This window comes from Saccharibacillus endophyticus, assembly GCF_013185185.1.
GTDB classification, from domain to species: Bacteria; Bacillota; Bacilli; order Paenibacillales; family Paenibacillaceae; genus Saccharibacillus; species Saccharibacillus endophyticus.
The window spans coordinates 514,023-540,593 of the sequence record NZ_JAAZWE010000002.1 but is presented as its reverse complement, the minus strand read 5'-3'; the positions used below and the strand labels follow the sequence as shown (position 1 = coordinate 540,593).

The 26,571-nt window shown below is 52.2% G+C and carries 22 protein-coding genes and 1 riboswitch; of the genes, 14 read left to right on the top strand and 8 right to left on the bottom strand.

Going from position 1 to position 26,571, the window contains the following annotated elements; genetic code table 11:
• The first annotated feature begins 135 nt into the window (after positions 1–135).
• Positions 136–1,200 carry a 3-deoxy-7-phosphoheptulonate synthase gene (gene aroF / locus HRQ63_RS08355; RefSeq protein WP_037283107.1) on the top strand — a complete coding sequence of 355 codons (1,065 nt, stop codon included), beginning with the start codon at positions 136–138 and terminating at the stop codon, positions 1,198–1,200.
• 281 nt (positions 1,201–1,481) lie between these two features.
• Positions 1,482–2,906: a type I glutamate--ammonia ligase gene (gene glnA, locus HRQ63_RS08350; protein ID WP_172241839.1), complete on the top strand. Its 1,425-nt coding sequence runs from the start codon at positions 1,482–1,484 to the stop codon at positions 2,904–2,906.
• Positions 2,907–3,199: 293 nt separating this feature from the next.
• Here the strand turns inward: glnA and HRQ63_RS08345 are convergent, their stop codons facing one another.
• Entirely contained in the window at positions 3,200–4,948 is a 1,749-nt protein-coding gene (locus HRQ63_RS08345; RefSeq protein ID WP_172241836.1) for a methyl-accepting chemotaxis protein, read from the bottom strand.
• A 270-nt stretch (positions 4,949–5,218) separates the two neighbouring features.
• Between HRQ63_RS08345 and serC the strand changes: the two genes are divergently transcribed.
• The 3 genes from serC (at position 5,219) to HRQ63_RS08330 (ending at position 7,354) form a co-directional block, all read left to right on the top strand.
• The gene (gene serC / locus HRQ63_RS08340; RefSeq protein ID WP_172241833.1) at positions 5,219–6,307 is read left to right on the top strand and encodes a 3-phosphoserine/phosphohydroxythreonine transaminase; all 1,089 of its coding nucleotides are present in this window, start codon (positions 5,219–5,221) and stop codon (positions 6,305–6,307) included.
• 159 nt (positions 6,308–6,466) lie between these two features.
• Positions 6,467–6,934 (top strand): tRNA (uridine(34)/cytosine(34)/5-carboxymethylaminomethyluridine(34)-2'-O)-methyltransferase TrmL, encoded by a 468-nt coding sequence (gene trmL / locus HRQ63_RS08335; RefSeq protein ID WP_172241830.1) that lies wholly within the window; start codon positions 6,467–6,469, stop codon positions 6,932–6,934.
• Between the two features lie 165 nt (positions 6,935–7,099).
• Complete coding sequence (locus tag HRQ63_RS08330; protein WP_037283097.1) at positions 7,100–7,354, top strand: AbrB/MazE/SpoVT family DNA-binding domain-containing protein; 255 nt, start codon at positions 7,100–7,102, stop codon at positions 7,352–7,354.
• A gap of 83 nt (positions 7,355–7,437) precedes the next feature.
• Here the strand turns inward: HRQ63_RS08330 and HRQ63_RS08325 are convergent, their stop codons facing one another.
• The 3 genes from HRQ63_RS08325 to HRQ63_RS08315 form a co-directional block, all read right to left on the bottom strand.
• The gene (locus HRQ63_RS08325; RefSeq protein WP_172241827.1) at positions 7,438–8,502 is read right to left on the bottom strand and encodes a phosphodiester glycosidase family protein; all 1,065 of its coding nucleotides are present in this window, start codon (positions 8,500–8,502) and stop codon (positions 7,438–7,440) included.
• Positions 8,499–8,915, bottom strand: a complete 417-nt coding sequence (locus HRQ63_RS08320; protein ID WP_172241824.1) for a hypothetical protein — start codon at positions 8,913–8,915, stop codon at positions 8,499–8,501. Before HRQ63_RS08320 ends, HRQ63_RS08325 begins: the two co-directional genes overlap by 4 nt.
• A 149-nt stretch (positions 8,916–9,064) precedes the next feature.
• Positions 9,065–9,781 carry a DUF2161 family putative PD-(D/E)XK-type phosphodiesterase gene (locus HRQ63_RS08315; protein ID WP_172241820.1) on the bottom strand — a complete coding sequence of 239 codons (717 nt, stop codon included), beginning with the start codon at positions 9,779–9,781 and terminating at the stop codon, positions 9,065–9,067.
• A 183-nt stretch (positions 9,782–9,964) separates the two neighbouring features.
• Here HRQ63_RS08315 and HRQ63_RS08310 point away from each other — a divergent pair, with 183 nt between their 5' ends.
• From HRQ63_RS08310 to HRQ63_RS08290, 5 genes are all read left to right on the top strand, one after another.
• Positions 9,965–10,969, top strand: coding sequence for a LacI family DNA-binding transcriptional regulator (locus tag HRQ63_RS08310; protein ID WP_172241817.1), 1,005 nt, complete (start codon positions 9,965–9,967; stop codon positions 10,967–10,969).
• Between the two features lie 331 nt (positions 10,970–11,300).
• Positions 11,301–13,844 carry a beta-mannosidase gene (locus HRQ63_RS08305; RefSeq protein WP_172241814.1) on the top strand — a complete coding sequence of 848 codons (2,544 nt, stop codon included), beginning with the start codon at positions 11,301–11,303 and terminating at the stop codon, positions 13,842–13,844.
• A 519-nt stretch (positions 13,845–14,363) separates the two neighbouring features.
• Positions 14,364–14,915, top strand: coding sequence for an acyl-CoA thioesterase (locus HRQ63_RS08300; RefSeq protein WP_172241812.1), 552 nt, complete (start codon positions 14,364–14,366; stop codon positions 14,913–14,915).
• A gap of 235 nt (positions 14,916–15,150) precedes the next feature.
• A riboswitch (FMN riboswitch) is annotated at positions 15,151–15,306 on the top strand.
• 187 nt (positions 15,307–15,493) lie between these two features.
• Positions 15,494–16,501, top strand: a complete 1,008-nt coding sequence (locus HRQ63_RS08295; RefSeq protein WP_172241810.1) for a DMT family transporter — start codon at positions 15,494–15,496, stop codon at positions 16,499–16,501.
• Between the two features lie 176 nt (positions 16,502–16,677).
• Positions 16,678–17,517 carry an alpha/beta hydrolase gene (locus HRQ63_RS08290; RefSeq protein ID WP_172241807.1) on the top strand — a complete coding sequence of 280 codons (840 nt, stop codon included), beginning with the start codon at positions 16,678–16,680 and terminating at the stop codon, positions 17,515–17,517.
• 109 nt (positions 17,518–17,626) lie between these two features.
• Here the strand turns inward: HRQ63_RS08290 and HRQ63_RS08285 are convergent, their stop codons facing one another.
• Positions 17,627–19,132, bottom strand: a complete 1,506-nt coding sequence (locus tag HRQ63_RS08285) for a phospholipase D family protein (protein ID WP_371873244.1) — start codon at positions 19,130–19,132, stop codon at positions 17,627–17,629.
• 224 nt (positions 19,133–19,356) lie between these two features.
• On the opposite strand from HRQ63_RS08285, the gene HRQ63_RS08280 reads away from it, so the two are divergent.
• Positions 19,357–21,267 (top strand): PAS domain-containing protein, encoded by a 1,911-nt coding sequence (locus HRQ63_RS08280; RefSeq protein ID WP_172241801.1) that lies wholly within the window; start codon positions 19,357–19,359, stop codon positions 21,265–21,267.
• A gap of 75 nt (positions 21,268–21,342) precedes the next feature.
• Here HRQ63_RS08280 and HRQ63_RS08275 read toward each other — a convergent pair whose 3' ends face one another.
• Positions 21,343–22,191 (bottom strand): DegV family protein, encoded by an 849-nt coding sequence (locus HRQ63_RS08275; protein WP_172241798.1) that lies wholly within the window; start codon positions 22,189–22,191, stop codon positions 21,343–21,345.
• A 254-nt stretch (positions 22,192–22,445) separates the two neighbouring features.
• Positions 22,446–23,036 carry a DUF4064 domain-containing protein gene (locus HRQ63_RS08270; protein WP_172241795.1) on the bottom strand — a complete coding sequence of 197 codons (591 nt, stop codon included), beginning with the start codon at positions 23,034–23,036 and terminating at the stop codon, positions 22,446–22,448.
• A gap of 318 nt (positions 23,037–23,354) precedes the next feature.
• Between HRQ63_RS08270 and HRQ63_RS08265 the strand changes: the two genes are divergently transcribed.
• Positions 23,355–23,735, top strand: coding sequence for a DUF423 domain-containing protein (locus HRQ63_RS08265; RefSeq protein ID WP_172241792.1), 381 nt, complete (start codon positions 23,355–23,357; stop codon positions 23,733–23,735).
• A gap of 332 nt (positions 23,736–24,067) precedes the next feature.
• On the opposite strand, the gene HRQ63_RS08260 is transcribed toward HRQ63_RS08265, so the two are convergent.
• On the bottom strand, positions 24,068–24,682 hold the full coding sequence (locus HRQ63_RS08260) for a hypothetical protein (RefSeq protein ID WP_229714279.1): 615 nt from the start codon (positions 24,680–24,682) through the stop codon (positions 24,068–24,070).
• A 306-nt stretch (positions 24,683–24,988) separates the two neighbouring features.
• Here HRQ63_RS08260 and HRQ63_RS08255 point away from each other — a divergent pair, with 306 nt between their 5' ends.
• On the top strand, positions 24,989–25,453 hold the full coding sequence (locus tag HRQ63_RS08255) for a Dps family protein (RefSeq protein WP_172241789.1): 465 nt from the start codon (positions 24,989–24,991) through the stop codon (positions 25,451–25,453).
• A 306-nt stretch (positions 25,454–25,759) separates the two neighbouring features.
• Positions 25,760–26,548 carry a Fe-S cluster assembly ATPase SufC gene (gene sufC / locus HRQ63_RS08250; RefSeq protein ID WP_037283067.1) on the top strand — a complete coding sequence of 263 codons (789 nt, stop codon included), beginning with the start codon at positions 25,760–25,762 and terminating at the stop codon, positions 26,546–26,548.
• Positions 26,549–26,571 lie beyond the last annotated feature (23 nt).

Here is a 26,571-nt window from a genome sequence, read left to right as displayed (position 1 = left end):
GCCTTTTCTTTGCTAAGATTACTTTAACGAATAAAAGCCTAAAAGCATAAAAGCGTTTAAGTGCGAAAGAATTTGTTGGATTTTTATTGATCGGGAACCTCATTCCCATTCCCATAACGAAAGGACGAAACGATTATGATCGCTATTTTATCGAACCAAGCTCCCGAGGAGCAGCTGCAAGAAGTTATTCGCGTCATTGAAAAAGAAGGACTGACTGTTCACCTGTCCAGAGGAGCGGATCGTACGGTCGTAGGTCTGATCGGCAAAGCCGAGCCGAGATTGGCCGAGCACCTGCGTCAGATGAAAGGCGTCGAAGACGTTGTCAAAATCTCCAAGTCGTACAAGCTGGCCAGCCGCGACTTCCATCCGGAGAATACGGTGATCCAGATCGGCGACGTCAAGATCGGCGGGGGCGAGCTGGTCGTGATGGGCGGACCTTGCGCGGTAGAATCCCCGGAACAAATCGACGAGATCGCTCGTTTGGTTAAAGCTGCGGGCGGACAAGTGCTGCGCGGCGGCGCGTTCAAGCCGCGTACAGGTCCGTACAGCTTCCAGGGCGTTGGCGTGGAAGGTCTGATCATGATGGCCGAAGCCGGTAAAAAGCACGGTTTGCTCACGATTACCGAAGTCATGACGCCGGAATACGTCGATATCTGTGCGGAGTACGCGGACATTCTTCAGATCGGTACCCGCAATATGCAGAATTTCGACTTGCTGCGCAAATTGGGCACCTGCGGCCGTCCGGTCCTGCTCAAACGCGGGTTCAGCGCAACATACGACGAACTGTTGAACGCGGCCGAATACATTTTGGCAGGAGGCAATCCCGACGTGATGCTGTGCGAGCGCGGCATCCGCACGTTCGAATCGTACACGCGCAACACGCTTGATCTGGCGGCAATTCCGGCGCTGCAAAGCCTGAGCCATCTTCCGGTTATTTCCGATCCGAGCCACGGCACGGGACGACGCGAACTGGTGGAGCCTATGGCCAAAGCTTCCGTTGCCGCAGGCGCGGACGGTTTGATTATCGAAATGCATACCGATCCGGACAATTCCATGACGGGCGACGGCGTTCAATCGTTATTCCCGGACCAATTCGCGGGTTTGATGCGCGATTTGGAACAATTGTCGCCGATCGTCGGCAAAAGCTTCGCTACGCCGAAGGCGGAAGCCGCTGCTTTTAAAAATTGGGCGATCGTCTAATTTTTGAATGCTGGTAAACAAAAAAGCATGCTATTTTCATCTGCTTGCTAAATCGAGAAAGCCCGCGTCGTGCCGCTATTTGTGGTCGATGTCGGGCTTTTGTTTCAAACACCTTTAAATTTCACCAAAGTGTGAGCATAACTTACATTGCCATAAAAAATACCTGACATGAGTATTGACTGCTAAATAGTGCCGTTTTATAATGACGACAGCGAAAAAAGAGCATGAACGTTTCATAACGCATATCCGTTCAATGTTCGGAAATTTGGGAGGAAAGTGACATGTCGGTAGAAAAAGTATTGAAGCTTATTCAGGAGAACAACATCGAGTGGGTTGATTTCCGTTTCGTGGATCTGTCAGGCAAAACTCATCACATTTCGGTCCCTGCAAGTGCGGTTGAAGAAGAAACTTTTGAAAACGGCGTAGCCTTCGACGGATCGTCGATTCCGGGCTTCCGCGGTATCGAAGAGTCGGATATGGTCATGATGCCGGATACGGAATCGGTATACATCGACGCTTTCACCGCTCATCCAACATTGAACATTATGTGCAACATCTATACGCCGGACGGCGAACATTACGACCGCGACCCGCGCGGCATCGCAGAGAAAGCCGAAGCTTTCATGCAGGCGAGCGGCGTAGGTTCCGACGCGTTCTTCGCGCCTGAATCCGAGTTCTTCATCTTCGACGACGTTCGTTACCACAGCGGAATGAACAGTTCTTCGTACTCCGTGGATTCCGAAGAAGCGGCGTGGAACACGAACCGCCAAGAAGAAGGCGGCAACCTGGGCTTCAAAGTAGGCGTCAAAGGCGGCTACGTGCCGGTCGCTCCGGTCGACAGCCAACAGGATATCCGCAGCGAAATGTGCCGTCTGCTCGAAGAAGCGGGTCTCGTGATCGAACGTCACCACCACGAAGTGGCGACGGCCGGCCAAGCGGAAATCAACTTCCGTTTCGACACATTGAAGAAAACGGCAGACAACCTGCTCAAATACAAATATATCGTGCACAACACGGCTCGCCAATACGGCAAAACGGCTACGTTTATGCCTAAACCGCTCTTCGGCGACAACGGCAGCGGCATGCACGTTCACCAATCGATCTTCAAAGACGGCGAGCCTTTGTTCTACGAAAAAGGCGGCTACGCGAACCTGAGCGAAATGGCGCTGAACTATATCGGCGGCATCTTGTACCACGCTCCGGCGCTGATCGCATTGACGAACCCGAGCACGAATTCGTTCAAGCGTCTGGTTCCGGGCTACGAAGCTCCGGTTAACCTGGTGTTCTCGAAAGGTAACCGCTCGGCGGCTGTTCGTATCCCGGTTGCTGCCGTGACGCCTAAGGGCTGTCGCATCGAGTTCCGTACGCCGGACTCCACCGCTAACCCTTACCTTGCTTTCTCGGCCATGCTGATGGCGGGCCTTGACGGAATCAAAAAGAAAATCAATCCGGTTGAGCTGGGCTACGGTCCTGCCGACAAGAATCTGTACGATCTGCCGGACGAAGAGAAATCCCAAATCCGCAGCGTTCCGGGTTCCCTGGAAGAAGCACTGGATTCGCTCGAAGCGGACAGCGCGTTCCTGACTGAAGGCGGCGTCTTCTCCGAAGACTTCATCGCGAACTATATCGCCTTCAAGCGCGCGGAAGCGAAGCAAGTATCGATTCGCGTTCATCCGCACGAGTACAGCCTGTACTACGATTGCTAATCCGCCGCGAATTCGTTCCGTGAAAGCAAATACGGCAAAAAGCCTCTATCCGGTAAAAGGATAGAGGCTTTTTTTCGCTCAGCCCTAGTACTCTGCACCACCTCAAACAGTAGGTTTGCGTTTCGAACGAGCGTAACCTTACCTTTATCGGGTACGGAGTACTGGGCAAACGCGGCACTCGTGCGCCGATTTCGCTCAAGCGCGCGACGTGAAAAAAACGACCCTGTTTCCGCTTATACGGAAACGGGGTCGTTCGTTAATGTATTCGGCCGATGCAGGCCTCGCCTTGCTTCTCAGCCTTCCGTCGCCGACTTGAGCTCGGCCGACATGCGGTTCAGATCCTCGATCAACTCCGAGAAGCGTTCAAGCGAAGCGGCATAGCTTTGATTCATTTGCGCGATTTTGCCGGCTTCTTCTTCGGACAGCTTCGATAATCGGCTGAGTTCTTCCATCGAGGAATTCACCTGCTGCGCGCCTGCCGAAATTTCTTCCGCCGATGCGCTCACGCTTTGAATCTGCATTTCCGAGCGTTCCGTCGCCTGAAGAATGCCGCGGAACTGCGCTTCGTTGTTTTCCATCCGGCTCATTCCGGCTTCGACTTCTTTGGTGATCGACGTCATGTCCGCCGAAGAACGGCTGATCCGCTGACGGATATCGGATACGACCTGCTCGATCTGCTGCACGGCGCCGCCGGTTTCTTCGGACAGTTTTCGCACTTCCGTCGCCACCACTTCGAAACCGCGTCCGTGTTCGCCGGCATGCGCAGCTTCGATCGCGGCGTTCAGCGCCAGAAGCTGCGTTTGCGAAGCCACGTCGCGGATAAAGCCGATGATCGAAGAAATCTGTTCGGACATCGTGTCCAACTCGTCGATCGAAGCCGAAGACGTATCGACTTTTTCCCGGATCTGCTGCATCTGCGCTATCGATTCCCGGATCGACTGTGCGCCGATCTGCGATTGCCGGGTCGTCGTTTTGGCCTGCTCGGACACGTCGCCGCTCATTTCCGCCACATGCATGATGCCCTGCGAAATCTCGTTGATCGCCGCCGAGCTTTCCAGCGTTCCTTGCGATTGAAGCAGCGAATGATGCGCGATGTCTTGCATGGCGGACACGATTCGGCTGTTCATTTCTTTGCTTTGATTTTGCAAGTCGGACAGCTCGGCGGCCATATGCACGATACGGTCCGAAGCGCTGCCTGCCTGGATCATGATCTGTTCGAGCTGCTGCTTTTGACGCAAAATATCCGTACTGGCTTCAGCGCGCTTGAATTGGAAGTACATGCTGACCAGCAGGCCGATCAAAACAAGAATATAGCTGACTTTTTTCAATAAATGGGCCAGGTCGAAGTTGACGTCATAGGAAGCATGCGAAAACGACATGAAGCCGAGCTGCGTCAAAGCCGCGGTAATGATTGACAAGATGAGCCAGTGCTCAAAATGACGCGTTTTCCAATGGCCGAGCTTCAAATGCCCGTACAACGCGACCAGGAAAAGCAGTCCCGGAACGATTTCTTGAGGGCGTCCGACGAATCCGCCTTCGACGTAAGCTTTCGGAAGCGGAACGAAAATGAAGAACAGGAAGCAGGCCAGCGTCAGCAGCGCGGTCATGCCGTAAACGAGACCTTCGGTGCGTCGGCGTTCGGCGGCTTGTTCTTCGCGCCGATTCCACAGCAGCCAAGCCAGTACAAGCAGCACCGACAGAAAGATGCGCGAAGCCAGCCAGCTCCAAGCGACGAGCGAAGAAGAGACCGACGGGAACATATCCGCGAAAAAGGAAGAGGTGACGATCGCATGATAACCGTCAAGCAAAGCCGTACCGAGAAAGCCGCTGCCGATCAGCAGCATGGACGTCCGGTTTTGCGTATAGTAGTACACAAGGGCAAGAATACCGATAAAGCCGGCGAGCATCGTCGCCATGATCTCCATCGAAGTATGCAGAACGGTTCCGCCCTGCCATTGGATATTGCGCAGCGGAATTTCGGCCAAAGCTAAAACGAGGAATAAAGCGGCATAGCCCCAGGCACGTTTGTTGACGGTTTGCATGTCGGGTCTCCTTTTGAATAAACAAGATAGTAGGAATAATGGTATAGGACTATTGAAGTATATAAGGCGATTTACTTCCAGTCAATGGTTTTGCGAAATTATTTTGTGAAAAACCTAAAAACACGAACGAATAACGGTTTTTGACGAAAAGAGTACAGCTTGAAAAAAACGACTCGTTATCGCTTTATCGCGTCATAGTTTTACTTGAAGTAATGTTAGATTGCTGTTATGATTAACCCTAAATTATGGGCTTGAGGGGGCATTTGATTCATGGGCAAACGGGCTTACAACTTTAATGCGGGGCCGGCTGCATTGCCGCTCGAAGTATTGGAGCGCGCGCAGGCGGAATTTGTGGAATTTCAGGGTACGGGCATGTCGATCATGGAAATGTCCCACCGTGGAGCCGTGTACGAGAGCGTACATAACGAAGCGCAGGAACGCTTGCTGAAACTGCTGGGCAATCCTTCCGGCTACAAGACGCTTTTCCTTCAAGGCGGAGCCAGCACGCAGTTCGCAACGATTCCGATGAACCTGTTGACGGCAGGGAAAACGGCGGGTTACGTGATGACCGGGAGCTGGGCTTCCAAAGCCGCTAAAGAAGCGAAGCTGATCGGAGATATTTATACCGCCGCTTCGGCCGAAGGCGACAAGTTCACGCGCATGCCTTCGCAAAGCGAAATCGAAGTGCGCGAGAATGCCGCTTATGTGCATATTACGTCGAACGAGACGATCGAAGGCACGCAGTTCGCGGAATATCCGGATACGGGCAGCGTGCCGTTGATCGCGGATCTGTCCAGCGACATCTTCTGCCGTCCGCTCGATATCGAGAAGTTCGGCATGATTTATGCGGGCGCTCAAAAAAACCTCGGTCCGTCCGGCGTAACCGTCGTGATTGCCAAGGAAGAACTGCTGGCTCGGGAAGCGAAGAACATTCCGACCGTGTTCCGCTACAGTACGCATCTGTCGAACAATTCGCTGTACAACACGCCGCCGTCTTTCTCCATTTATATGGTCAATCAGACGCTGCGCTGGATCGAAGAACAAGGCGGCTTGGAAGGCGTGCAAGAGAAGAACAATGCGAAAGCCAAGCTGCTGTATGATGCAATCGACGGCAGCGGCGGATTCTACAGCGGCGTTGCGCAAACGGATAGCCGTTCGATCATGAACGTAACGTTCCGTTTGGGCTCGGAAGAACTGGAGAAGGCTTTTGCCAAAGAGAGCGAACAGCAAGGTTTTGTCGGCCTGAAAGGCCATCGCAGCGTCGGCGGCCTGCGCGCTTCGATCTACAATGCCGTTCCTCACGCAAGCGTAGCGGCGCTTGTCGACTTCATGAGCGATTTCCAAAAACGTAACGGTTAACGTTATAATCTTCCCTTAAACAGGCGATTCGGGTACTATAGAAAAGAAGAGACGGAAAAGCCGCCCAACCTTCGGGCGGCTTTTCTGCGTGCATCTATGCATCTAATAGAAGCATCGAATGTTATTAGTCTTATTTTTCGAAACGGAGTGAATACACTTATGGCTTTGCATATCGTATTGGTTGAACCGGAAATCCCGGCGAATACCGGTAATATTTCACGAACTTGCGCCGCGACGGACACTCATCTGCATCTGGTGCGTCCGCTCGGCTTCCGCACGGACGACGCTTCGCTTAAACGCGCGGGTCTGGATTACTGGCCTTCCGTCAAACTGGAGTATCATGACTCGTTTGCCGAGCTTCAGGAAAAATATCCGGAAGGCCGCTTTTTCTACGCGACGACGAAAGCGACCAAACGCTACAGCGACGTTCAATTCCGTGACGGGGATTTCCTCGTTTTCGGCAAAGAAACCAAAGGGCTGCCCCCTGAACTGATCGCCGCGAATCCGGACACCTCGATCCGCCTGCCGATGCGTACCGAGCACGTTCGTTCGTTGAACCTTTCCAATTCGGTAGCGATCATGCTTTATGAAGCGCTGCGGCAGTTGGATTTTCCGGATATGAAATGATTGCTTGATTAGATAAAAAACCGATAATTAACCAACGTTTCTTTTTTTTGCTCAACAAGAAGGAATTCGTAATCGAGCCTCGAATATCTAGTGTTGGGTTTGCAGAATCATTTCTGCAGGTGGGGCAGAAACAGCAAACTAAAAACAGAAGAGGTGTTTTCAATCATGAAACCTGCTGGAGTAGTCCGGAAAGTCGACCAATTGGGACGTATCGTCCTCCCGAAATCGCTGAGAAAAAGATACCAAATGAACGAAGGCGATCCGGTCGAAATTTTGGTCCAGGGAGATCATATCATTTTGGAGCGTTACCGTCCGAAATGCGTGTTCTGCGGTTCTATCGATGAAGTCAGCGAGTTTAAGGATCGTTATATCTGCGGAGCTTGCGTGGTCGACATGATGCATCTTCCCAAACATGGCTGAGCGGCATTGAAAACATCCGTATCATGCAAAAAAAGAGCCCTTGGGCTCTTTTTTTATAACCGATCTTTACTTGTCGGGCGAAGTTATTCGAAGAACAAAAAGTTGGTCGGCACAGGGCGTAACGTGCCGTCCGAAGGATGGTTCACGACGCGGCCGTTCATCACGAGCGAAGATGAACCGCCGCCATCGAGATTGTACGCATTGATGACGCCGATTTTGTACAGCTGGCCTTGAATCTCTTCCAGCGTTGCGCCGGAACCGCCGCCTTCGTTATAGCCGTCGATCACGAAGATAATCAACTGGTCATCTTTGTAGCTGCCGATGATCGTACGCGGGGCGCGCTTCGGAGAAGCTTTCCATTTTGCCGGAATCGCCGTCTTCTTGCCGTCTTTGAGCAGAATCGGCACGAATGAAGCGCCGAATTGCGGCCGGAGCTTATCGAGCTGATCCTGACGATCGAATTTGCCGCCGATCAGCTTGCCGGAACCGTTGAGTCCGACAAAGTATAGATCTTTGAAGCTGGACTGGAATCCGGTCAGATACTGGCCGTCCATCATCGTTGTGCTGAGCGGATAACGTTTGCCGTCTTGGTCCGCGAATCCGCCTGCATTGATGCCTGCGATCGCGCCGTGCCGTTGTACGGCTTTGAGCGTCGTCTCCGAGCTTCCGAGCGTCTCGCCCGCCAGACTCATGCGCATCGCGGAAGGGTCTTTCAGCTTTACTTTCATCGCATAGCCTTTGTAAGTGACGGCATTGACGCGGAACAACTCAACCCGGATCTTGTCGCTATCGACCGTCTCTACCGGCAGTCCCAGCTTGGAACGGATACGTTTGTCGTAAATATTTTCGGGCCGGCTCGCTTGAATGGACGCTTTCTGCACGATCGAAGACATCGTTTGCGTCGTCTGGTTGTACAGGTTCAAAGTCTGCTGCAGCGAGTCGGAAGTCGATTTGGCGCTGATTTCTGCCGTATCCAGGTCTTGCAGCAGTTTAGCCGAAGAAACGCTTACCCTGCTCTCGGACTTGTAGGCCTGGGTATCAAGCTGCAAGTCGAGCTGCGGCGGAAACAGCAACAGGCACAGCAACAGGCCGATTGCCGGAGCCGCCAGGATCAGGAAGAAGCGATTCACGTGTTGGACGCGCGTCATTTCAGCAGATCCATTTTCTTCTGAAGTGCGTTCAGTTGGGTTTTGACCTCGTCCAACTGCGTGTAGAGCTTGTTGCTGTTATCGGTTTTGTTGCTCGCATTATCTTTTGTAAAAGTTAGCAGCTCGTTGAACGAGTCCACTTTGCTTTGCAGCGCAGCGATTTGCTTGTTCAAGTCCGTATTCAGGGCGGCAAGCTGCTTTTCGTAATCGGCTCGAAGATCGGCCATTTGAGCCTGTGTTTGCTGCTCTAAAGCAGCAACGGTCTGGGCTTGCAGCCTTTGGCTGTACTCGTAAGCGGCATAAACGAAAAGGGCGATCAGAACGACCCATACCAGCAAAAACCATCTGGCTGAAAGCCTGCCCTTTTTCGTGCTGCGGGACGGGGCGGAGGTAGGTCCCGTTGAAGCTTTCATTCCATCACCTCATTAATGATTTAAAAAAGGCAGAGCCTCAAATTTCAGTTTTCATTCTATCATGGAGGGTTTTATTTCGCAAAAGCCCTTTTGTCCGATTTGAAACCGAAGCTTTCAATTTTCATTGCAAAGCGTGCAGCCGGTTTTTCCTATTTCTCGGGCCAGGCCGATACGACGGTCGCATACTCGTCGAGCGCGGCGAGACCCGTCTCCGTCAATTTGTAACGACCGCGGGATACCCGTTCGAACCAGCCGTAGTAATTAGCTTGAAGCACGGCAGCCGCTTTGCCTACGCCGCTGGCTTCTTTCAGCATGACGGGGGACGCTTCGCCGAACATCCACAGCTGCCGAGCGACTTTCAGCGCATTTTCCCGGTAAGCGGTCACGATTTTTCGTCGGGTCGAACCGCCGGTGTTGTGGTCTCCGCTGCGGGCATCGAACTCCGTGCGCAGCCGTTTGGCCTTTTTCCCGAAGAGTTTGCCTGTCTTGCCGGGAGCATCGCCTGCTTCGCAAAGCACTTCGACGAACGGAGTTTTGGATTTGTAAAAGGTAACGACGATCAGTCCGATCCCCAATCGTCCGCAGAGCAGCGCAATTTCGCCGAATCTCTGATTATGGGCCCCTTTTTTTGCTCGATTGCGCTCCACGGCCAAATAAACCAGCCCGCCGGTACGCTGGCGATCGGCTCCCTGAAGCAGCAATTCAAGCGTAAACGTTCGTTTCATCTCCACGATCAGCGGACGTTCTTCGCCTTCGAGGTAACCGACCAGGTCGCAGTGACGGACTTCGCTCTTGACCGAGTACCCTCGTGCTTCGAAGAACGATTTGAGCGGCGGATACAACTCCGTTTCATACTTCACAGCCATCTGTCTGACTCCTTTTATGTCGCAAATTGCCTGAATTCAATATCTTATCATACCCTTAAAGCAGTCGGTTGGCAAAAAAGCTTGTCGCGCAAACGACACCTATATATAATAGAAGGAAAAAACATGGGTTTCCGGACGGGGCGTCGCAAAATTGTACAATCCGACCGCGAAGGAGGTAAAAAAATGGCTTCGATTCATGACGTGGCCAAAGAAGCGGGAGTTTCAGTCGCAACCGTTTCCAAGGTAATCAACAACTATCCGGATGTGAGCGATAAAACGCGCAAAAAAGTCAGCCAAACGATCAAAGAGCTTAAATATCATCCTAACGTGGCTGCAAGGGGATTGGTGAAAGGCCGTTCCTGGACCGTCGGCGTTTTCGTGACCAATTCGTTCAAAAATCCGTTCGTCTCGGAGCTGCTCGAAGGGATCAAGACGGCGCTGCAAAACAGCGGTTACGATTTGGTCCTGTTGTCCACGCGTTTCGACGATCCGGGATATTCGTTCGTCGAGCACTGCCTCAGCCGGAACGTGGACGGCGTGGTCGGCTTCGGCGTGGCGCGAAACGATCCGCATCTTGAAGAATTGCTCGATTCCGATATTCCGACGATGTTCGTCGACGCGGACATTCGCGGCCGCCGCGCCGGATATATCACGACGGAAAACAAAGCGGGAATCATGCAGGCCGTGGAGCATCTCGCGCAGCTGGGACACTCGCGCATCGCGTTTATCTCGGGCAAGCTGGACAATGCCGTCGGCTCGCTGCGCCACGAAGGATTCACGGAAGGCATGAAGAAGCATAAGCTGCCGGTCCACCCGGATTACGTGCGCGTCAGCGACTATTCCATGGAAGGCGGCACGATCGCGATGAATGACCTGTTGACGCTGAAAGAACGCCCGACCGCCGTCGTTTGCACGTCGGACATGATGGCGTTCGGCGCAATCAATGTCATTCATCGAAACGGCCTGTCCGTGCCAGAAGATATTTCGGTGATCGGTTTCGACAATACGTATTATTCGGAAATTTTCAGTCCTGCACTGACCACGGTGAACCAAAACATTCCGTCGATCGGCTCGCATGCGATTGAGAACTTGATCGCAATGATCGAAAACAGCGACTTCGCGCCTTCCGTCGTGACGGAACCGTCGAATCTCATCGTTCGCTGCACGACGGCCGAGCCGCGCAAGTAATACCTTGTCAACTCTTAATCAGAGGATTACGTCCGAATGAAACGCACACGCTTCAGGTACCTTTCATTCGGACGCAACCTTACTTTTAGCGTTCACAAGGCATTAGAGGTTTGCAAGCATATCAAGCACCGCACGGAAAACCCTGACCGTATACGGCAGGGATTTTCTTTTGCTAACGAACCTAACAAAAATCAAAATATGAAATTTTGTTTTCCTAAAAAAATAAAAATGATATAAAAAAACGAGATTATATTGAAATTTAGTGCGGAGAATGATACGGTGTTGATGGAAATTAAAAGCGGTTACACTTTCAGTATTGGGGGAAAACATCGTGAACGAAATCAAATGGGAATTGAAAGAGTGGACGTTTGCAGCTTCAGGAGAAAACGAACGGCTGCCGGCCGTCGTACCGGGCTGCGTGCATAGCGATCTGTATCGAAACAACAAAATTCCGGACCCGTACTACGGAACAAACGAACATGATTTGCAGTGGATCGACAAGCAGGACTGGGTCTACGAGACGACCTTCACCGCACCTTCCGAGCTGCTTCGCCAGGACAATATCAGCCTCGTGTTCGACGGTCTGGACACCTACGCTGACGTGGAACTGAACGGCGAACGCATCTTGTCGGCCGATAATATGTTCCGTACTTGGAATGTACCGGTCAAGACGCATCTGAAAGACGGAGAAAACACGCTGCGTATCCTTTTCCGTTCACCGATCAACGAAGATCTGCCGAAGCTGGAGAAGCTGGGTTACGCACTGCCTGCGTCCAACGACCAATCGGAGCTGGGCGGCCTCGGCGATAAGCGGGTCAGTATCTTTGCGCGCAAAGCCCCTTATCACTACGGATGGGATTGGGGCCCGCGTTTTGTCACGAGCGGTATCTGGCGTGCGGTCCGTCTGGAAGCTTGGACCGGGCAGCGCATTACCGACCTGTTTATCCGTCAAAATGAAGTCACGGCGTCCAAAGCGAAGCTGACCGCGATCGTAACCGTAGAATCGGACCGCGACTTCGAAGGGCGTCTGCGCATCTCGGCGGAAGGTTTGGACATTGATCGCACCGAGCAAATTAGCCGCGGCGAAAATACGATCCGCTTCGAATTCGAAGTCGACGATCCGAAGCTATGGTGGTCGAGAGGTCTGGGCGACGCGCATCTGTACACCTTTACCGCAGGGATTTTGGAAGGCGAATCGCTCAGCGCCGAGAAAAGCGTGCGTACCGGCCTGCGAAGCGTCAAGCTGAAGCGGGAAAAAGACGGTGCGGGCGCGTCCTTCTATATTGAGCTGAACGGTGTTCCGGTCTTCGCGAAAGGCGCGAACCACATTCCGAACGATAACTTCGAGACGGACGTGACCCGCGAGCGTTATCGCTACGAGATCGTCTCGGCGGCCGAAGCGAACATGAATATGCTGCGCGTTTGGGGCGGCGGGATCTACGAGGAGGACGACTTCTACGAGCTGTGCGACGAGTACGGCATCATGGTCTGGCAGGACTTCATGTTCGCGTGCAGCATGTATCCGGGCGACGAAGATTTCCTGGAAAGCGTGCGCCATGAAGCGGAAGACAACCTTCTTCGTCTGCGCAATCACCCGAGTATCGTGCTGTGGTGCGGCAACAACGAGATCGACTCCGCATGGGCGCACTACATTCCGGACGGCGGTTGGGGCTGGAAAAAGGACTATACCAAGGAGCAGCAAAACAGCATCTGGGCGGACTATGAAGCGATCTTCCACCGTCTGCTTCCGACCGCGATCTCGAAAATGGCACCTGGCGCAGAGTACTGGCCTTCTTCGCCGCTCGTCTCGCTCAGCAATGACGAGAAGCAGCACGCGCACCCGGGCACGTCGGAAGGCGATATTCACTATTGGGGCGTATGGCACAATTCGGAGCCGTTCGAGAACTATAACAAATACATCGGCCGCTTCATGAGCGAATACGGTTTCCAATCGTTCCCGGAACACAAGTCGGTCCTGCAATATGCACCGGAAGACGCGCTTCAGCTGGATTCGAAGATCATGCTGGCGCACCAGAAGAACGGGCGCGGCAACTTCCTGATCAAGGAATACATGGACAAATACCTGCCGGAGCCGAAAGACTTCGTTTCGTTCCTGTACATGAGCCAGGTGCTGCAAGCCGAAGCCATGAAATCCGCGATCGAAGCGCACCGCCGCAGCATGCCGTACTGCATGGGGACGTTGTACTGGCAGATGAACGACAGCTGGCCGGTCGCTTCCTGGTCGGGCATCGACTACTACGGCCGTTGGAAGGCGCTGCATTACTACGCCCGCCGCAGCTTCCGCGACCTGTCCGTCTCGATCGACGGCACGAACGGGGAAGACTTGAACTTCCATATCCTGAACGATCATTTACAAGTGGAATCCGTATCGCTGCGTCTCCGGCTGCTGAGCTTCGGCGGCGACGTGCTTCATGAGCAGGTCCTTCCGATCGAAGCCAAAGCCAACAGCGCGGAAAAAGTCCACTCGGTCAAAGTTACGGAAATGCTCGGCGAAGAAATTCCGGAGCGTACGGTACTGCTTGCGGAACTGGAGCAAAACGGCCTCGTCATCGACCAGCGTACGCATTATTTCGTGCCGGCACGCGAGATCGAACTGGCTGCGCCGCATATCGCGATTACCCGTAACGACGACGGCGAAGGCCGTACGACGATCACGCTCGAAACGGATATTTTGGCAAAACAAGTCTGGCTGACCGCCGAAGCCGAAGGCGTCTTCACCGACAACTACTTCGACCTTCTCCCGGGCGAAAAAGCAACCGTCGAATTCCGGGCGCGCCAAATCGACGGCACGCTGTCCCACGGTGCTCCAGGCGCCGTGGCCGTCCAATCGATGGCTGATTTTATTAAACTTTAAAAAGTGAGTTCCTATTCGTGAGAAGCTGGGGGAGGCGCTGCGGGAGAAATTCGTTCAAGACGCTGTCTCACGCAGAAATCCTCCGGCTTTCCGCGTTCAAAGGCGTCTTTCACTGAATGTCTCCCTCCGCATCCGCTTCGCCGGGAATATAAAATCATTTTTAAATCTGGGCGCCGTCTAAAAAGAGACGGCGTCTGTTTTTTTAAAATAAAAAAACAGATCGAGCGAGGCAAAAGCCGATGCTTAGGGAAGACCGCGCAGCGGAGGGGAGAGTTCGTGTAGGAATGAAATGTTCGCCTTTGAAATCGGGAAGCCTCCTTTGTATAATCCAATCCAGCTTCCCGATTGAGACAGCGACCTAAAGCCTTTCAAAGAAAGGCACATCGTAAGCATATGCTAACGAATTCTCCCCGCAGCGCCCTCGGGTCTTCCACGCGCTGCATCGGATTTGTACGCCTGATTCACGGAGGCGTATAATGGACAAACGAGATCATCAACACAAAGAAGGAAGTGCAAGAGATGAAAGGGATTCCGATTCGTACGACGAGAAGTTATAAAATGGCGCGCGTGTTTCCGACCGATGTCAACAGCTATCAGACGCTGTTCGGCGGGAGGTTGATGGCGTATATTGACGATATCGCTTCGATCGCGGCAGCGAAGCTGTCGAGAGCGAATACGATTACGGCTTCGACGGATTCCGTCGATTTTCTGTATCCGATCTACATGACCGATTCGGTGACGTTGGAATCGTTCGTGACCTGGACGGGGCGCAGCTCGATGGAGACGTTCGTGAAGGTCGTTCGCGAGGATCTGAAAACCGGGGAGCGTCAGATTGCGGCGACGGCTTTTTTGACCTTTGTCGCGCTGGACGACCACGGGCGCAAGACGGAAGTTACGCCTGTATATCCCGAGACGGAAGAAGAACGGAAGCTGCACGAAAGCGCGCCGATCCGTGCGGAAATGCGCAAGCAGCGCAGAGAAGCAAGCCGAACATTGGCCGAATTTTTGACCAAGAGTTATCCATGGGAACCTGAAGAAAGCGGCGAAACGGACAGCGAAAATTCGCCGTAAAAGAATACGCAACCCGGAAACTAACTTTATTTTATTCAGCAGCTTGTAAAAGTGTGTAACATGGTTTATGATGAAACCAGACTTGAAAGACTGAACGCAGATGAAAGTTTGCGAAAGCCGACATTATTCTCGATCATTTTCACGAATATCGGGAAATGTGCGAATATCGTGACAATTTTCACATGCGTTTGGCCTGGATTTGTTTTAAAATAAGATTATAAAAAATAAATGAATAAAGGATCTTCGGGGTAGGGTGAAATTCCCGACCGGCGGTAATGGTTTGCGACGCAAACCTAGCCCGCGACTCTCGCATCGTTTGCAATCAAACGATCGGGACTGATCTGGTGCGATTCCAGAGCCGACGGTACAGTCCGGATGGGAGAAGATCAAGCGCAGACATGCCGGTGCGAACCGACTGTAGGTTTATTTAAATAGCCTGCCGTAGGATATTTGCTTCGTGTTTGTTGAACCGCTCGAACCTTCGATTAACGTAAAAACCGCCCCGAACGCCGGATCTTCCGGCCTTCGGGGCTTTTTGCGCGTATGATCCCCCTTATTCAGATGAGGAGACTAGGGAAATGAAAACAGCCAATCGCAACGACTTTACTCAAGCAAGCACAGGCGGCAAAGGAAACTCTTTTTTCTCCAAAGCAGGAAGCGGATTTTGGTTGATCGTACTCGGTGCGGCCATGTGGGGCATCGATCCGTTGTTCCGGATTTTGCTGCTGGAATCGATGACTTCTTCGCAGATCGTTTTGCTGGAACACGTCATTATCGGATTGGTGGCAGCGCCGATTCTTTGGAAAAACCGGACGGAATTGAAGGGTCTGGGATTGCGTCAAGTCGGTGCATTGTTGTTTATTTCCTGGGGCGGTTCGGCTCTGGCGACCTTGATGTTCACGCTGGCTCTGCAGCATGCGGGCGGAGCTTTTAATACGGTACTTCTGCTGCAAAAGCTTCAACCGTTGTTCGCGATCGTCTTGGCGCACTTCATGTTGAAAGAATCGCTGCCGCGCCAGTTCGGTCCGCTGTTCCTCGTTGCGCTGGGCGGTACGTATCTGCTGACCTTCGGATTCACGATTCCGTTCGGACATGCAGGCGAGTTTATGCAATTGGGAAGCCTGCTTGCTCTGGGTGCCGCGGCACTGTGGGGCGGATCGACGGTTATGGGACGCTATATGGTGGGCAAGTTGAAATACGAGACCGTGACTTCGCTCCGCTTCATTCTGGCTCTGCCGCTGTTGTTCGCGATCACAGCCGGCGAAGGTGCGGCTTGGGCTTTGCCGGCAGGCGGCGTTGCTTTGACATTGGTTGGCGTCAACTTGCTTCTGCAAGCTTTGCTGCCGGGTCTGCTCAGCCTTTTGGCTTATTACAAAGGCTTGAAAACGACCAAAGCTTCCGTAGCGACACTGGCCGAATTGAGCTTCCCCATGGTCGGCGTGCTGGTGAACTGGTTGTACGGCGGCGAGGTAGTCACGCCGGCGCAAGTGATCGGCTTTATCTTGATCTGGTCGGTGCTGTTCATTATCTCTCGTCAACAGACGCAAGAGATCGGTCCGGGACGATTGGCGCAAGAAGCGGCTTAAGCTTGGCATTGATGAGATTTATTCGAAGTTCAGGTTCTTTTCCAATCTTTTTGGAAGAGAACCTTTTTTCATGACTGGCAAGGGTTTTATGATCCTCGGTCGGATATGCTATGATAAACATAATGAAAGTTACAAGTCATTGGAGAATTTGATATAGAGAAACGGAGAGAGTGTTCATGAATGGAGAAGTAACCTGGCCGGCGCGCAAGCCGGACCAAGCTTTTGTCCGACTTGTACCGGATGTTCAGTTCGCACGGTTTGCAGGAGGCAAGACGCTCAGTATGAACCTGCTGCTTCCGGCTGCGGAAAGACCGGCGCCGCTGATTATATGGATTGTCGGCGGAGCTTGGGTCAGCTGTAATTCGGCGCGCAATTTGCCTCAACTTGTTCGTTTTGCCGAGCAGGGGTATGCGGTAGCCGCGATCGAGTATCGGTTGGCGCATGAAGCTCGTTTTCCCGCACAAATCGAAGATGTCAAGAGTGCGCTGCGTTTCCTGCGTGCCAATGCGGACAAGTACGGGATTGATGGAAGCCGCGTCGGCGTATGGGGACATTCCGCAGGAGGGCAGCTCGCGGCGCTGCTCGGCGTGACGGGCGGTTCGCCGGAATTCGAGACCGCCGATGATTTGCAGCAGTCTACGCGCGTTCAGGCGGTTGTCGATTTCAGCGGTCCGATCGATATCGAGCTGGATTTCCAAAGCGAGTTCCATATGCCTGTAATGGCGCTGATGCTCGGCGGTACGATTCGAATGAAGCCGGAGCTTGCGCGCAGCACCAATCCGACACACTATCTGGACGGTCGCGAAGTTCCTCCGTTCCTTATCGTACATGGAGATGCGGACACGACCGTCCCTTTGCGCCAAAGCCGAATCTTGCATGATGCGCTTACGCAAGCTGATATTCCTTCCGAATTCTGCTTACTGGAGGGAACGGGGCACTCTACGGCGGAGATGTTAACCCGGAGCGACGTGCTTGATAAAGTCGGCGAGTTTTTCGACAGTCATCTTAAATCGTAACAGAGCCGTTTATCCAAATTCGATTTCATAGGACATGACAAAAAATGCAGCTCGTTCCGTTATCGGAGCGAACTGCATTTTTGATATTTCCATAGACAGCCTGCCATTTTTAAAACGTCGTAAATCCGAGCCTCATCTGTATCCGGTACAAAATATCTTTGATCCAGGTCGTCGCTTCCAAATGCTCGTCGAGATCCAGCGTATAGTCGGCGCCGTCATTGTTCCAGATCCGTTCGAAGTAGCCGCGCACGTCGTCCGTCAATTCGCTGTCCGTCGGCGCTTCCACGAACAATTCGTTTTCCAGGTTATAATCTTTCAGATTGCGCGGGGTGAAATTGGTCGAACCGGCCAGGATGCTGCTTTGGCCTTCGGTCCGGTCGATAAACAGCATTTTGGTATGGTATTGTTCCTTGGTCGTGTTATACCAACGAATCTGAATGTCTTCCGGCGACTTTTCATGCAGCTCGGCGGCGACGGGGCGGTTCGGAATCCCGATCTTGTCCCGGCCGAACGCATTTTCGTTGGGATCGAGCACCAAGCGAACTTCCGCGCCCCGATTCGATGCCTCGATCAGCGACTGCATCACATCGTAATCCGCAAGATAAAACATGCCCATCCATACCGTATCGCCTTCGTTAGCTTTGTCGATTTCCGCCAGTACATGCCGGTGCACTTTGCCTTCGGTCAGATATTGTACCGCGTAAGGCGCGCCGGCATCTTCTTCGGTGCTGCCCGTATACGCGGGAAGAGTGCCGCCGCCGGAGAAGTCCAACACCGCTTGTTCGGCCTTCAGCAGATCGCCGATAATCGGGCCGCCGACCTCTAACGCGACATTGGAATGATAGGCGCTCGCATCATGAATATTGCCGCTGGAGACGATCGCGCTTTTTTCCGTGATAAAGGCTTTGCGATGGTTGGCTTTGACGTTCAACAGCTTCAAGTAAGAGCGAAGCGTGATATCCGGACCGTCGCTTGCCATCAGATTCGGAATATGACCGTTGCCCGACTGTCCGAACCATTGAATAAACGTACGCCAAACGGCCGAGTAGATCGGAGTCGAATCGCGCAGCGGACCGGTATCCGTGATAACGACTCGAATCCCGGCTTTTTTCATGCTTTCCAGCAGCGCGTTGGAAGACGAGCCGTAATTGGTGTTGACCTCATCCGTAATGAACACGATATCGAGCTCCGGCACCGCTTGTTTGCGTTCGATCAGCGTTTTGGCCAGTTTGGCGCTGACCTTCGGATACTGCTGACCTTCATGCGTATAATCGTTGAAAAGAAACACGTCGATCACGATGAACTGTTCCGCTTCTTGAATCATTTCGAGGGTTCGATCAAAAATTTGCCTGTCCTGCGTGAACTCGCGAGTCTCCGCCGGGTAGGTCAAATCGTATAAGAAATCGACCTGGTCCGTGCGATAGACCGGGCTTTCGTAAGAAATTCCGTCCGGCAGAGGCTTATTCATCTGATACAACAATACCGCGAGCAGCCACACTGCCAGCAAAATAACGAGTCGCCCTATGATCTTTCCGGTCGTCAGCGGAGTGTGGTGTTTGTTTTTTTTGCCGCGAGGGTGCTTGGGTTCGTGTTTCGTTTTGCCAGACGCGCGCATGATCGTGCCGCTGCGATGCGTCATCCATAATTCATCGTTGCCCATTCCGTTCGTCCCTTCTATTTATGCTCTACCTCTATATAACAACAAGCAAGCGTGACTGACGCAACAGGAAAAAGGAAGCGGAATAAATTCGGGAAACCCGTTCGGTACTCCCTGTTCTTTAGTAAAAAGTTAAGATAAAATGAGTGAGGAGAAGAAAGAAAAGACGAAGGGAGTCCGCCTTGAACAATTCATTCGGTTTGTTAGGAGAAACGTTTGCGGAAAGTGAAATGTACCGACCGCTTTTTGTGCACCATCCCGACGCCATTTACGTGATGAATATGGCAGGGGACTTGATTTACGCGAATCCCGCGACCGAGCATATTACCGGGTACGCTTTCGAAGAATTGCAGAAGATGAAGCTTCGGGATTTCTCCGCCGACCGCGAACAGGGAAGAACATTGAAGTATTGGAATGCGATGAATTCGGAAAAAAAGCTGGAATTCAAACTCGATATCATACGCCGGGACGGAAAAGAAGTCACGCTGTCCATCACATACGTGGCAATCGAACAAAAAGGCGTGCGAACAGGCATTTACGCGATTGCCAAAGACGTTACGGAGCAGGAGCGGCGGAACCGTAAACTGCGGGAACAGGAGAGAATATACCGTTCGTTGTTCGAATATAATCCTGCGGGCATTCTGTCTTTCGACACGCAAGGATCCTGCCTGTCGGTCAATCCGAATTTGGAAGCCATGACGGGATATTCTCAGGTCGAACTGTCCGCGCGACCGTACACCGGTTTTTTCGTGCCTGAATTGTCCGAACTTTTGGAACGCCGTTTCCAATATGCGCTTAGCGGCCATTCGGGCAATTTTGAAGCCCAACTGCTCGGAAAAGACGGTCAACGGACCGACGTGAACATGACCAGCCTGCCGATCATCGTCGACGAACAGGTGCTGGGCGTGTACATGATCGCGCTCGACATTACGGATTGGAAAAAACAGATGCAGCGGAGTCAGGAATTGACCGACCAATATACGTCCATCCTGAACGCGGTATCGGAAGGCATTTTCGAGATCAACCGCGAAGGCCGCTCGGTGTTCATCAATCAGGCCGGCGCGCGGATGTTGGGTTATGAGAAAGAAGAATTCCGTAACGTCTACAATCACGATCTGATCCATCACAGCCGCTCAGACGGGAGTCCGTATCCGATCGAAGAATGCCCGATTCACCGCTCGATCCGGCAGGGCGTTTCCCAAGAAGTAACAGGCGAGGTATTCTGGCGCAAAGACGGAACCAGCTTTTTGGTGCAGTACCGGGTCAATCCTTTGTTCGAAAACGGGGAGCCTGCGGGCGCGGTCGTCGTTTTCAAAGACGTGACCAGCGAAGGCGAGATCGTTCGGCAAAAAAACGAGGCGGAGCGCGGATTGGCCGCCAAAACGAAATTTTTGAGCCTGATGAGCCATGAGCTTCGGACGCCGCTCGGCGGGGTGCTCGGCATGGCGGAATTGATGCAGGGGACGGAGCTTACGCCCGAACAGCAGGATTACATGGAAGTTTTGCTGCTTAGCGGCAGAGGCTTGCAGACCGTGGTGGATCGGGTTCTCGACTTCAATGCCGCGGAGAGCGGAACGCTGCGCTTCGAGAGCAAGCCTTTTCCGGCTCGACGCTTGATCGAGGAGTCGGTCGAAGCATTTTCGGTTCAGGCGGAAGCGTCTGACGTGGAGTTATCGCTTCGGATGTCCGAAAATTTTCCGTCGGAATTGGTCGGCGATGCCGGAAAACTCCGGCAGATCGTAGTCGGACTGATCGGCAATGCGGTCAAATTCACGCCTAGAGGCAAGATCGAAGTCTTCGCGGAATGTCTGGTCCGGCCGCGGACGGGGCAAGAAGAAATGGCTCGCTGCGTGCTGAAAATCGAAATTCGCGACAGCGGAATCGGGATTCCGGCGGATAAGATGGAACTGCTGTTCCAGCCGTTTTCCCAAATTCATTCATCGATTCTGGATCGAAGCTACGAAGGGACGGGTCTCGGTCTTGCGATCTGCAAACGTTGGATCGAGCGGATGGGCGGAACGATCTGGGCAGAAAGCCAAGAAGGGATCGGATCGATCTTCTCCTTTACGCTGCCCATGTTGAGCGAAGAATAAAAAAACCGTCGTCTCCGCTCCCGAACCGGGGAGCGAAACGGCGGTTTTTCGTTCGGTTCATCGCTTCGAACCGATTTAGCTTTTTTTGGCGTACATCAGACCGATCGTGCCTGGACCGCAGTGCGTCGAAATGACGCATCCGGCCGAAGGCATCAGCACTTCCGTTACATTCGTTTCCCGAAGAATGAATTCGCGCATTTGAATCGCGTCTTTCTCGGCATGCGCGTTCACGACGACAACAGGCCCGTCGATCCGGTCTTTGTTGACCAGCAGGTTTTGCAGCATCTTGTCGATCGCTTTTTCCCGCTTGCCGCGAACTTTGTAAGCCGGCGTCATTTTGCCGTCGTTCACTTTGATAATCGGGCGAATGCTGAGCAGGCTGCCGATCAGATTTTGCATGCCAGAGCAGCGCCCGCCTTTGTGCAGATATTCCAGCGTGTCGATCGCGAATTCGGTCTCCACCTCGGGACGCATGCGTTCCAGCTTGCGCACGATCTCGTCAATCTCCAGACCGGCTGCGGCAAGACGGGCTGCTTGAAGCACTTGAATACCGATTGCCGTCGAGAGATTTAGCGAGTCAAAGACCGTTACGCTGCCCGGATCGAAGTCGTCGGCGGCAATCCGGGCGTTCTGATACGTGGATGACAGCTCGGAAGAGAGACTGATATACAGAATACGCTCCCCTTTTTCAATATAAGGAGCAAACGCCTGACCGAAATCGGCCGGCGAAGGAGCTGCGGATTTGGGTAGCTTGCCCTGACGGGCGACTTTATCGAATAGTTGGGACGGGGTAAGGTCTACGCCATCACGGTAAGTTTGATCCTCGAAAACGACGTACAGCGGTACGATTCCAATGCCGTATTGCTCGATTAGCCCGGCAGGCAGGTCGCTGGTACTGTCAGAAAAAATTCGAATGTTGGGCATATTCATCTCCTCATGGACGCTCCCGCACACTTAAAAAGCAAGCGGGCGAAATAAGCGAAGCTGTTACATTGTCTTCGGCAGGCAATCGATGTCGGGTTGCAAATCGGGCGAGGCAACGTATGTAGAGACATCCTCCGCAGCTAACAGTATATCATGATCTGAAGCAAATCGGCAGACGAAAGGCCGACGCTGGTGAAGCGTCGGCCTTTTTTGAGAATCACGCTGCTGTTGCGTATGTTGGCAGAAGAGACTTTTTACAGGCCGCCGGCTCCGATCACCGTGCTGAAGATAATAAAGCCGCCTCCGCCGAGCAGGCACAAACCGTTCAATACGGTACCGATGACGGCAAAGACTCTTTTGCGCGTCTTGGACACGATACCGACGATGCCCAGGATCGCGCCGACCAGATTGAGCACGGCCGCGCCGAGAACGCTGAAAATGAGGACGATGGCGCTGAGACCGACGCTCATCAGCTGTTCTTCCGTAGCCGAGTTTACGTCGAAATCTACTGTGCTTCCCACTTCGGCAAGCGAATACACGACGCCGATAGCCGAAACGACAAAGACTACATACAAAGCAATGCTGATTAGCGAAAGAACGAACGAAGCGATGCCTACTCCCGAATGTTTGAGACGTTCTTGCGGATAATCGCTTTGCGGATACGAATCGTACGGACTGAACGGCGGGTTAACCCGGTCGTCATAACCGCGTCCGTCCGGTTCGCTGCGATACGGATCTCCGAAATTGTTGTTGGGTTCAGATTCGTTACGGTAAGGATCTTTGCGAAGATCCGGCCCGTTTTGACGGTCATCTTTGCCGTCGGATGGTGGAAACCGATTATCCATGCTTCAACTCTCCTTTATTTTGGAAGCTTTTACGTGATTACTCTTTCATATTCCGCATCAAAAAGCAACCCTGAATTGCCGACTGTCTCCCGTAATACGCAGCGAACAAGCATCGGGTTTCAGTTAAAATAAGGATTTGAGGCAGGCAGGAAATTAAGAAGTATTACCCAGAAAGAGATGGACGGGTCATGAAAAATAATGAAGTTTTCGGCTTTTTCTGGCCTTTGCCTTCATAACATCCTATAATGAAAGTCGATTTGCAAGGCGAAACGAAGAGCCTTCAAACAGGTTTCAAGTCAACAGGAAAAGAGGGAATGTATGCAGCGGAAAATTGCGATCGTCGCTTGTATCGTCGCTATGATCGGCGTTGGATTAGGAGCTTTCGGCAGCCATATTCTTGGCGAACAGATCGGTGAAGATGCGTTGAAGACGTTCCAGACCGGCATTCAGTATCATTTTATCCATGCACTTTCCATGTTGATCGTGTCTATTGCGATGGGAGTATGGGGCGAATCCAGAAGACTGACTTGGGCGGCTTGGTTATTTTTTGCCGGCATCGTCATGTTCTCGGGCAGTTTGTACCTGCTGAGCACAACCGGGCTTAAAATCTTCGGACCGATCACGCCGCTGGGCGGAGTCGCTTTTATCGCGGGGTGGATTTTGCTTGCGTTGTCGATGGGGAAGCGAAAACTAACTTAGGTGGGGAGAAGCGAAAAGACTCCGAGAAAAATTCGTTCCAGTCGCGTGTTGAAATCGGGAAAAAAGATTGAATTTTGAATGGTGTTTTCCCGATTTCAAAGGCGGTACATAGCATATGCTTCCGAAGTGCATTTCTTCGAAATGCTTCAGCTCTTTCACTGAATTTCTCTCTCCGTCTTTTCGCTTCCAGTCACGTTAGGTTTTGTTGAGAGTTTATTGAGAAAAAAAGACCGAGTGAACGTTCCCGTTCACTCGGTCTTTTACTTTGTAGATTTAGTTTGTCTTGTTAAAGACTCTGGACAAAGCTTTTAAGTAAACTTTTTACAAAAAAACTATTGGCCCGTCAGCTCGTCGATTTCGTTTAGCGAGAAGCTGTACACTTGTTTTTCATCGACGTGATAGACACTCAGCATTTGGGCTGCTTCGTCGAAGTTGAGGATCCGGCAAGGAATGCTCAGTCGAGTGCCTCCCGGTTTATTGACGATCAGGCGAACCAAGCGATTTTTGCTGATGCTATCTCGAATGTCGTCAGGCGTTAAAAACGAAGCCGGTGGCGAGGCCGATACGGGTTGAGCTGCTTTTTGCGCAGCTTTTAGAGCGCTTTCGGCAGCAGCGGCATGTTTGATTTGTAATCCTTTTGCCGAGGAAAGGCCTGCCCTGGATTTTTCAACGTAATTCGTTTTGAGATTGGACAAAGAGGCTTCGATGATTTGACCGAGCTCAAGGCCGGAATTCACGCGAAGATCGACGACCTTGTCCGAGGCGTTGAGAAGTGCCAAAAGGGACTGTAAAGCTTGGGCGTTTGTCGAACCGTCAATCAGAATGTCAACATTGAATAAAAATCCGGAACGTTCTTGCGATGTCTTATTGTTCATAATTCCCCCGGTCTTAACCAGTTCAAATTTGGATCCGAGCTTTATCGAAATCGGAATCCCGCGTCCTTCCATAATACCATGACTTTTGGCATAATCCTAGTCCCGGAGGATCTGCTGAGGCGGAAAAATATCCAGTTTAATGGATGCGAGCGGAGCAAGCGTTCTTCTGTATGCTTCTGTATATAAAAAGGCTGCGCAAACTCGTCGCAAAACCGACATCGTTCGAAGCGGCAGTTTGTTTCGCCTGATTTTCGTACGGGTAAAAGGTAACTAGAGGCGGCGATAACGAAAAAGGATCGCCGCGATGATTTGCCAGCAATCCTCCAGGCTCGTATCTTCGGGACGGCGGATAAAATTCAACGAAAGCAGGGATTAATCATGGATAAAACGAAAACGGAAGCACAAACCAAAACAATCGAGGAAATCCTGAACCGCCAGGTCGCGAACCTGAACGTTCTTTACGTTAAAATCCATAACTTCCACTGGTACGTCAAAGGCGAGAACTTCTATACGCTGCACGTGAAGTTCGAAGAACTTTATAACGAAGTAACGGAGAAGATGGACGAAGTGGCGGAACGCATGCTGACGATCAAAGCCAGCCCGGCCGCTACGATGAAAGAATACCTGGAGCTGTCCACTATTCAGGAAGCGGCAGGCGGCGAAGATTATCGCACGATGGTACAGACGCTGATCGAAGACTTCGCGACGGTAGCCGAAGAAATGCAGGAAGGTCTGGAGCTTGCCGAAGAAGCGCATGACCAAGCGACAAGCGATATGCTGATCGCCATGAAGCAGGACCTCGAAAAACATATGTGGATGCTGCGTTCGTTCCTCGGGCACTAAAAGCCGGGTTCACGCGAGGCAAGGTACTCTTTTATATCGAAAAAAACCCGGTCCGAGGCGGACCGGGTTTTCGTTTTGAGACGTGTCGATTTTCATACAAATGGTTGCACAACATTCATTATTAACATGATTTAATTTTTAAATGTATGTCGATTCGTTGAACTGCAAAATAAATTCAGGTAAAATAAATTGAGTATCAACGATAATCAGTTTATAATCATTACAAGGTTATAATTATTTTGATTAGAGCGTTTGATCAAAAGGATATCACGGATTCACCATTATATTTCTGGAGGGACGCTGAACATGGCAACTAAATTCGTCATCGAAGGACTCAAAGCTGAGATCGAAGGCAAGGAAATTCTGAAAGGTATCAACCTGGAAATGAACGGCGGGGAAATCCACGCGATCATGGGACCGAACGGTACCGGCAAAAGTACGCTGGCTTCCGCACTGATGGGACATCCGAAATACGAAGTCACCGAAGGTTCGGCTACGCTTAACGGCGAAGACGTACTGGAAATGGGCGTCGACGAGCGCGCGCTTGCGGGCCTGTTCCTCGCGATGCAGTATCCGAGCGAAATCGCGGGCGTAACGAACTCCGACTTCCTGCGCAGCGCGATCAATGCGCGTCGCGGCGAAGGCAACGAGATCTCGCTGATCAAATTCATCCGTCAAATGGAAAGCAGCATGAAAGGGCTCGAGATGAACCCCGAGTTCGCGCACCGTTACCTGAACGAAGGTTTCTCCGGCGGCGAGAAAAAACGTAACGAAATTCTGCAAATGATGATGCTCGATCCGAAAGTCGTCATCCTTGACGAAATCGATTCGGGTCTCGACATCGACGCCTTGCGCATCGTGGCGAACGGCGTGAACGAAATGAAGAACGAAGATCGCGGATTCCTGATCATTACCCACTATCAGCGTTTGCTGAACTATATTACTCCCGACTTCGTGCACGTAATGATGCAGGGACGTATCGTGAAGTCCGGCGGACCGGAACTCGCGGCGCGCCTGGAGCAAGACGGTTACGATTGGATCAAGGAAGAGCTCGGCATTACGGACGAGACGGTCGGACAAGAACAAGAAGCATAATTCAATAAGAAGCGGAAGGAGGA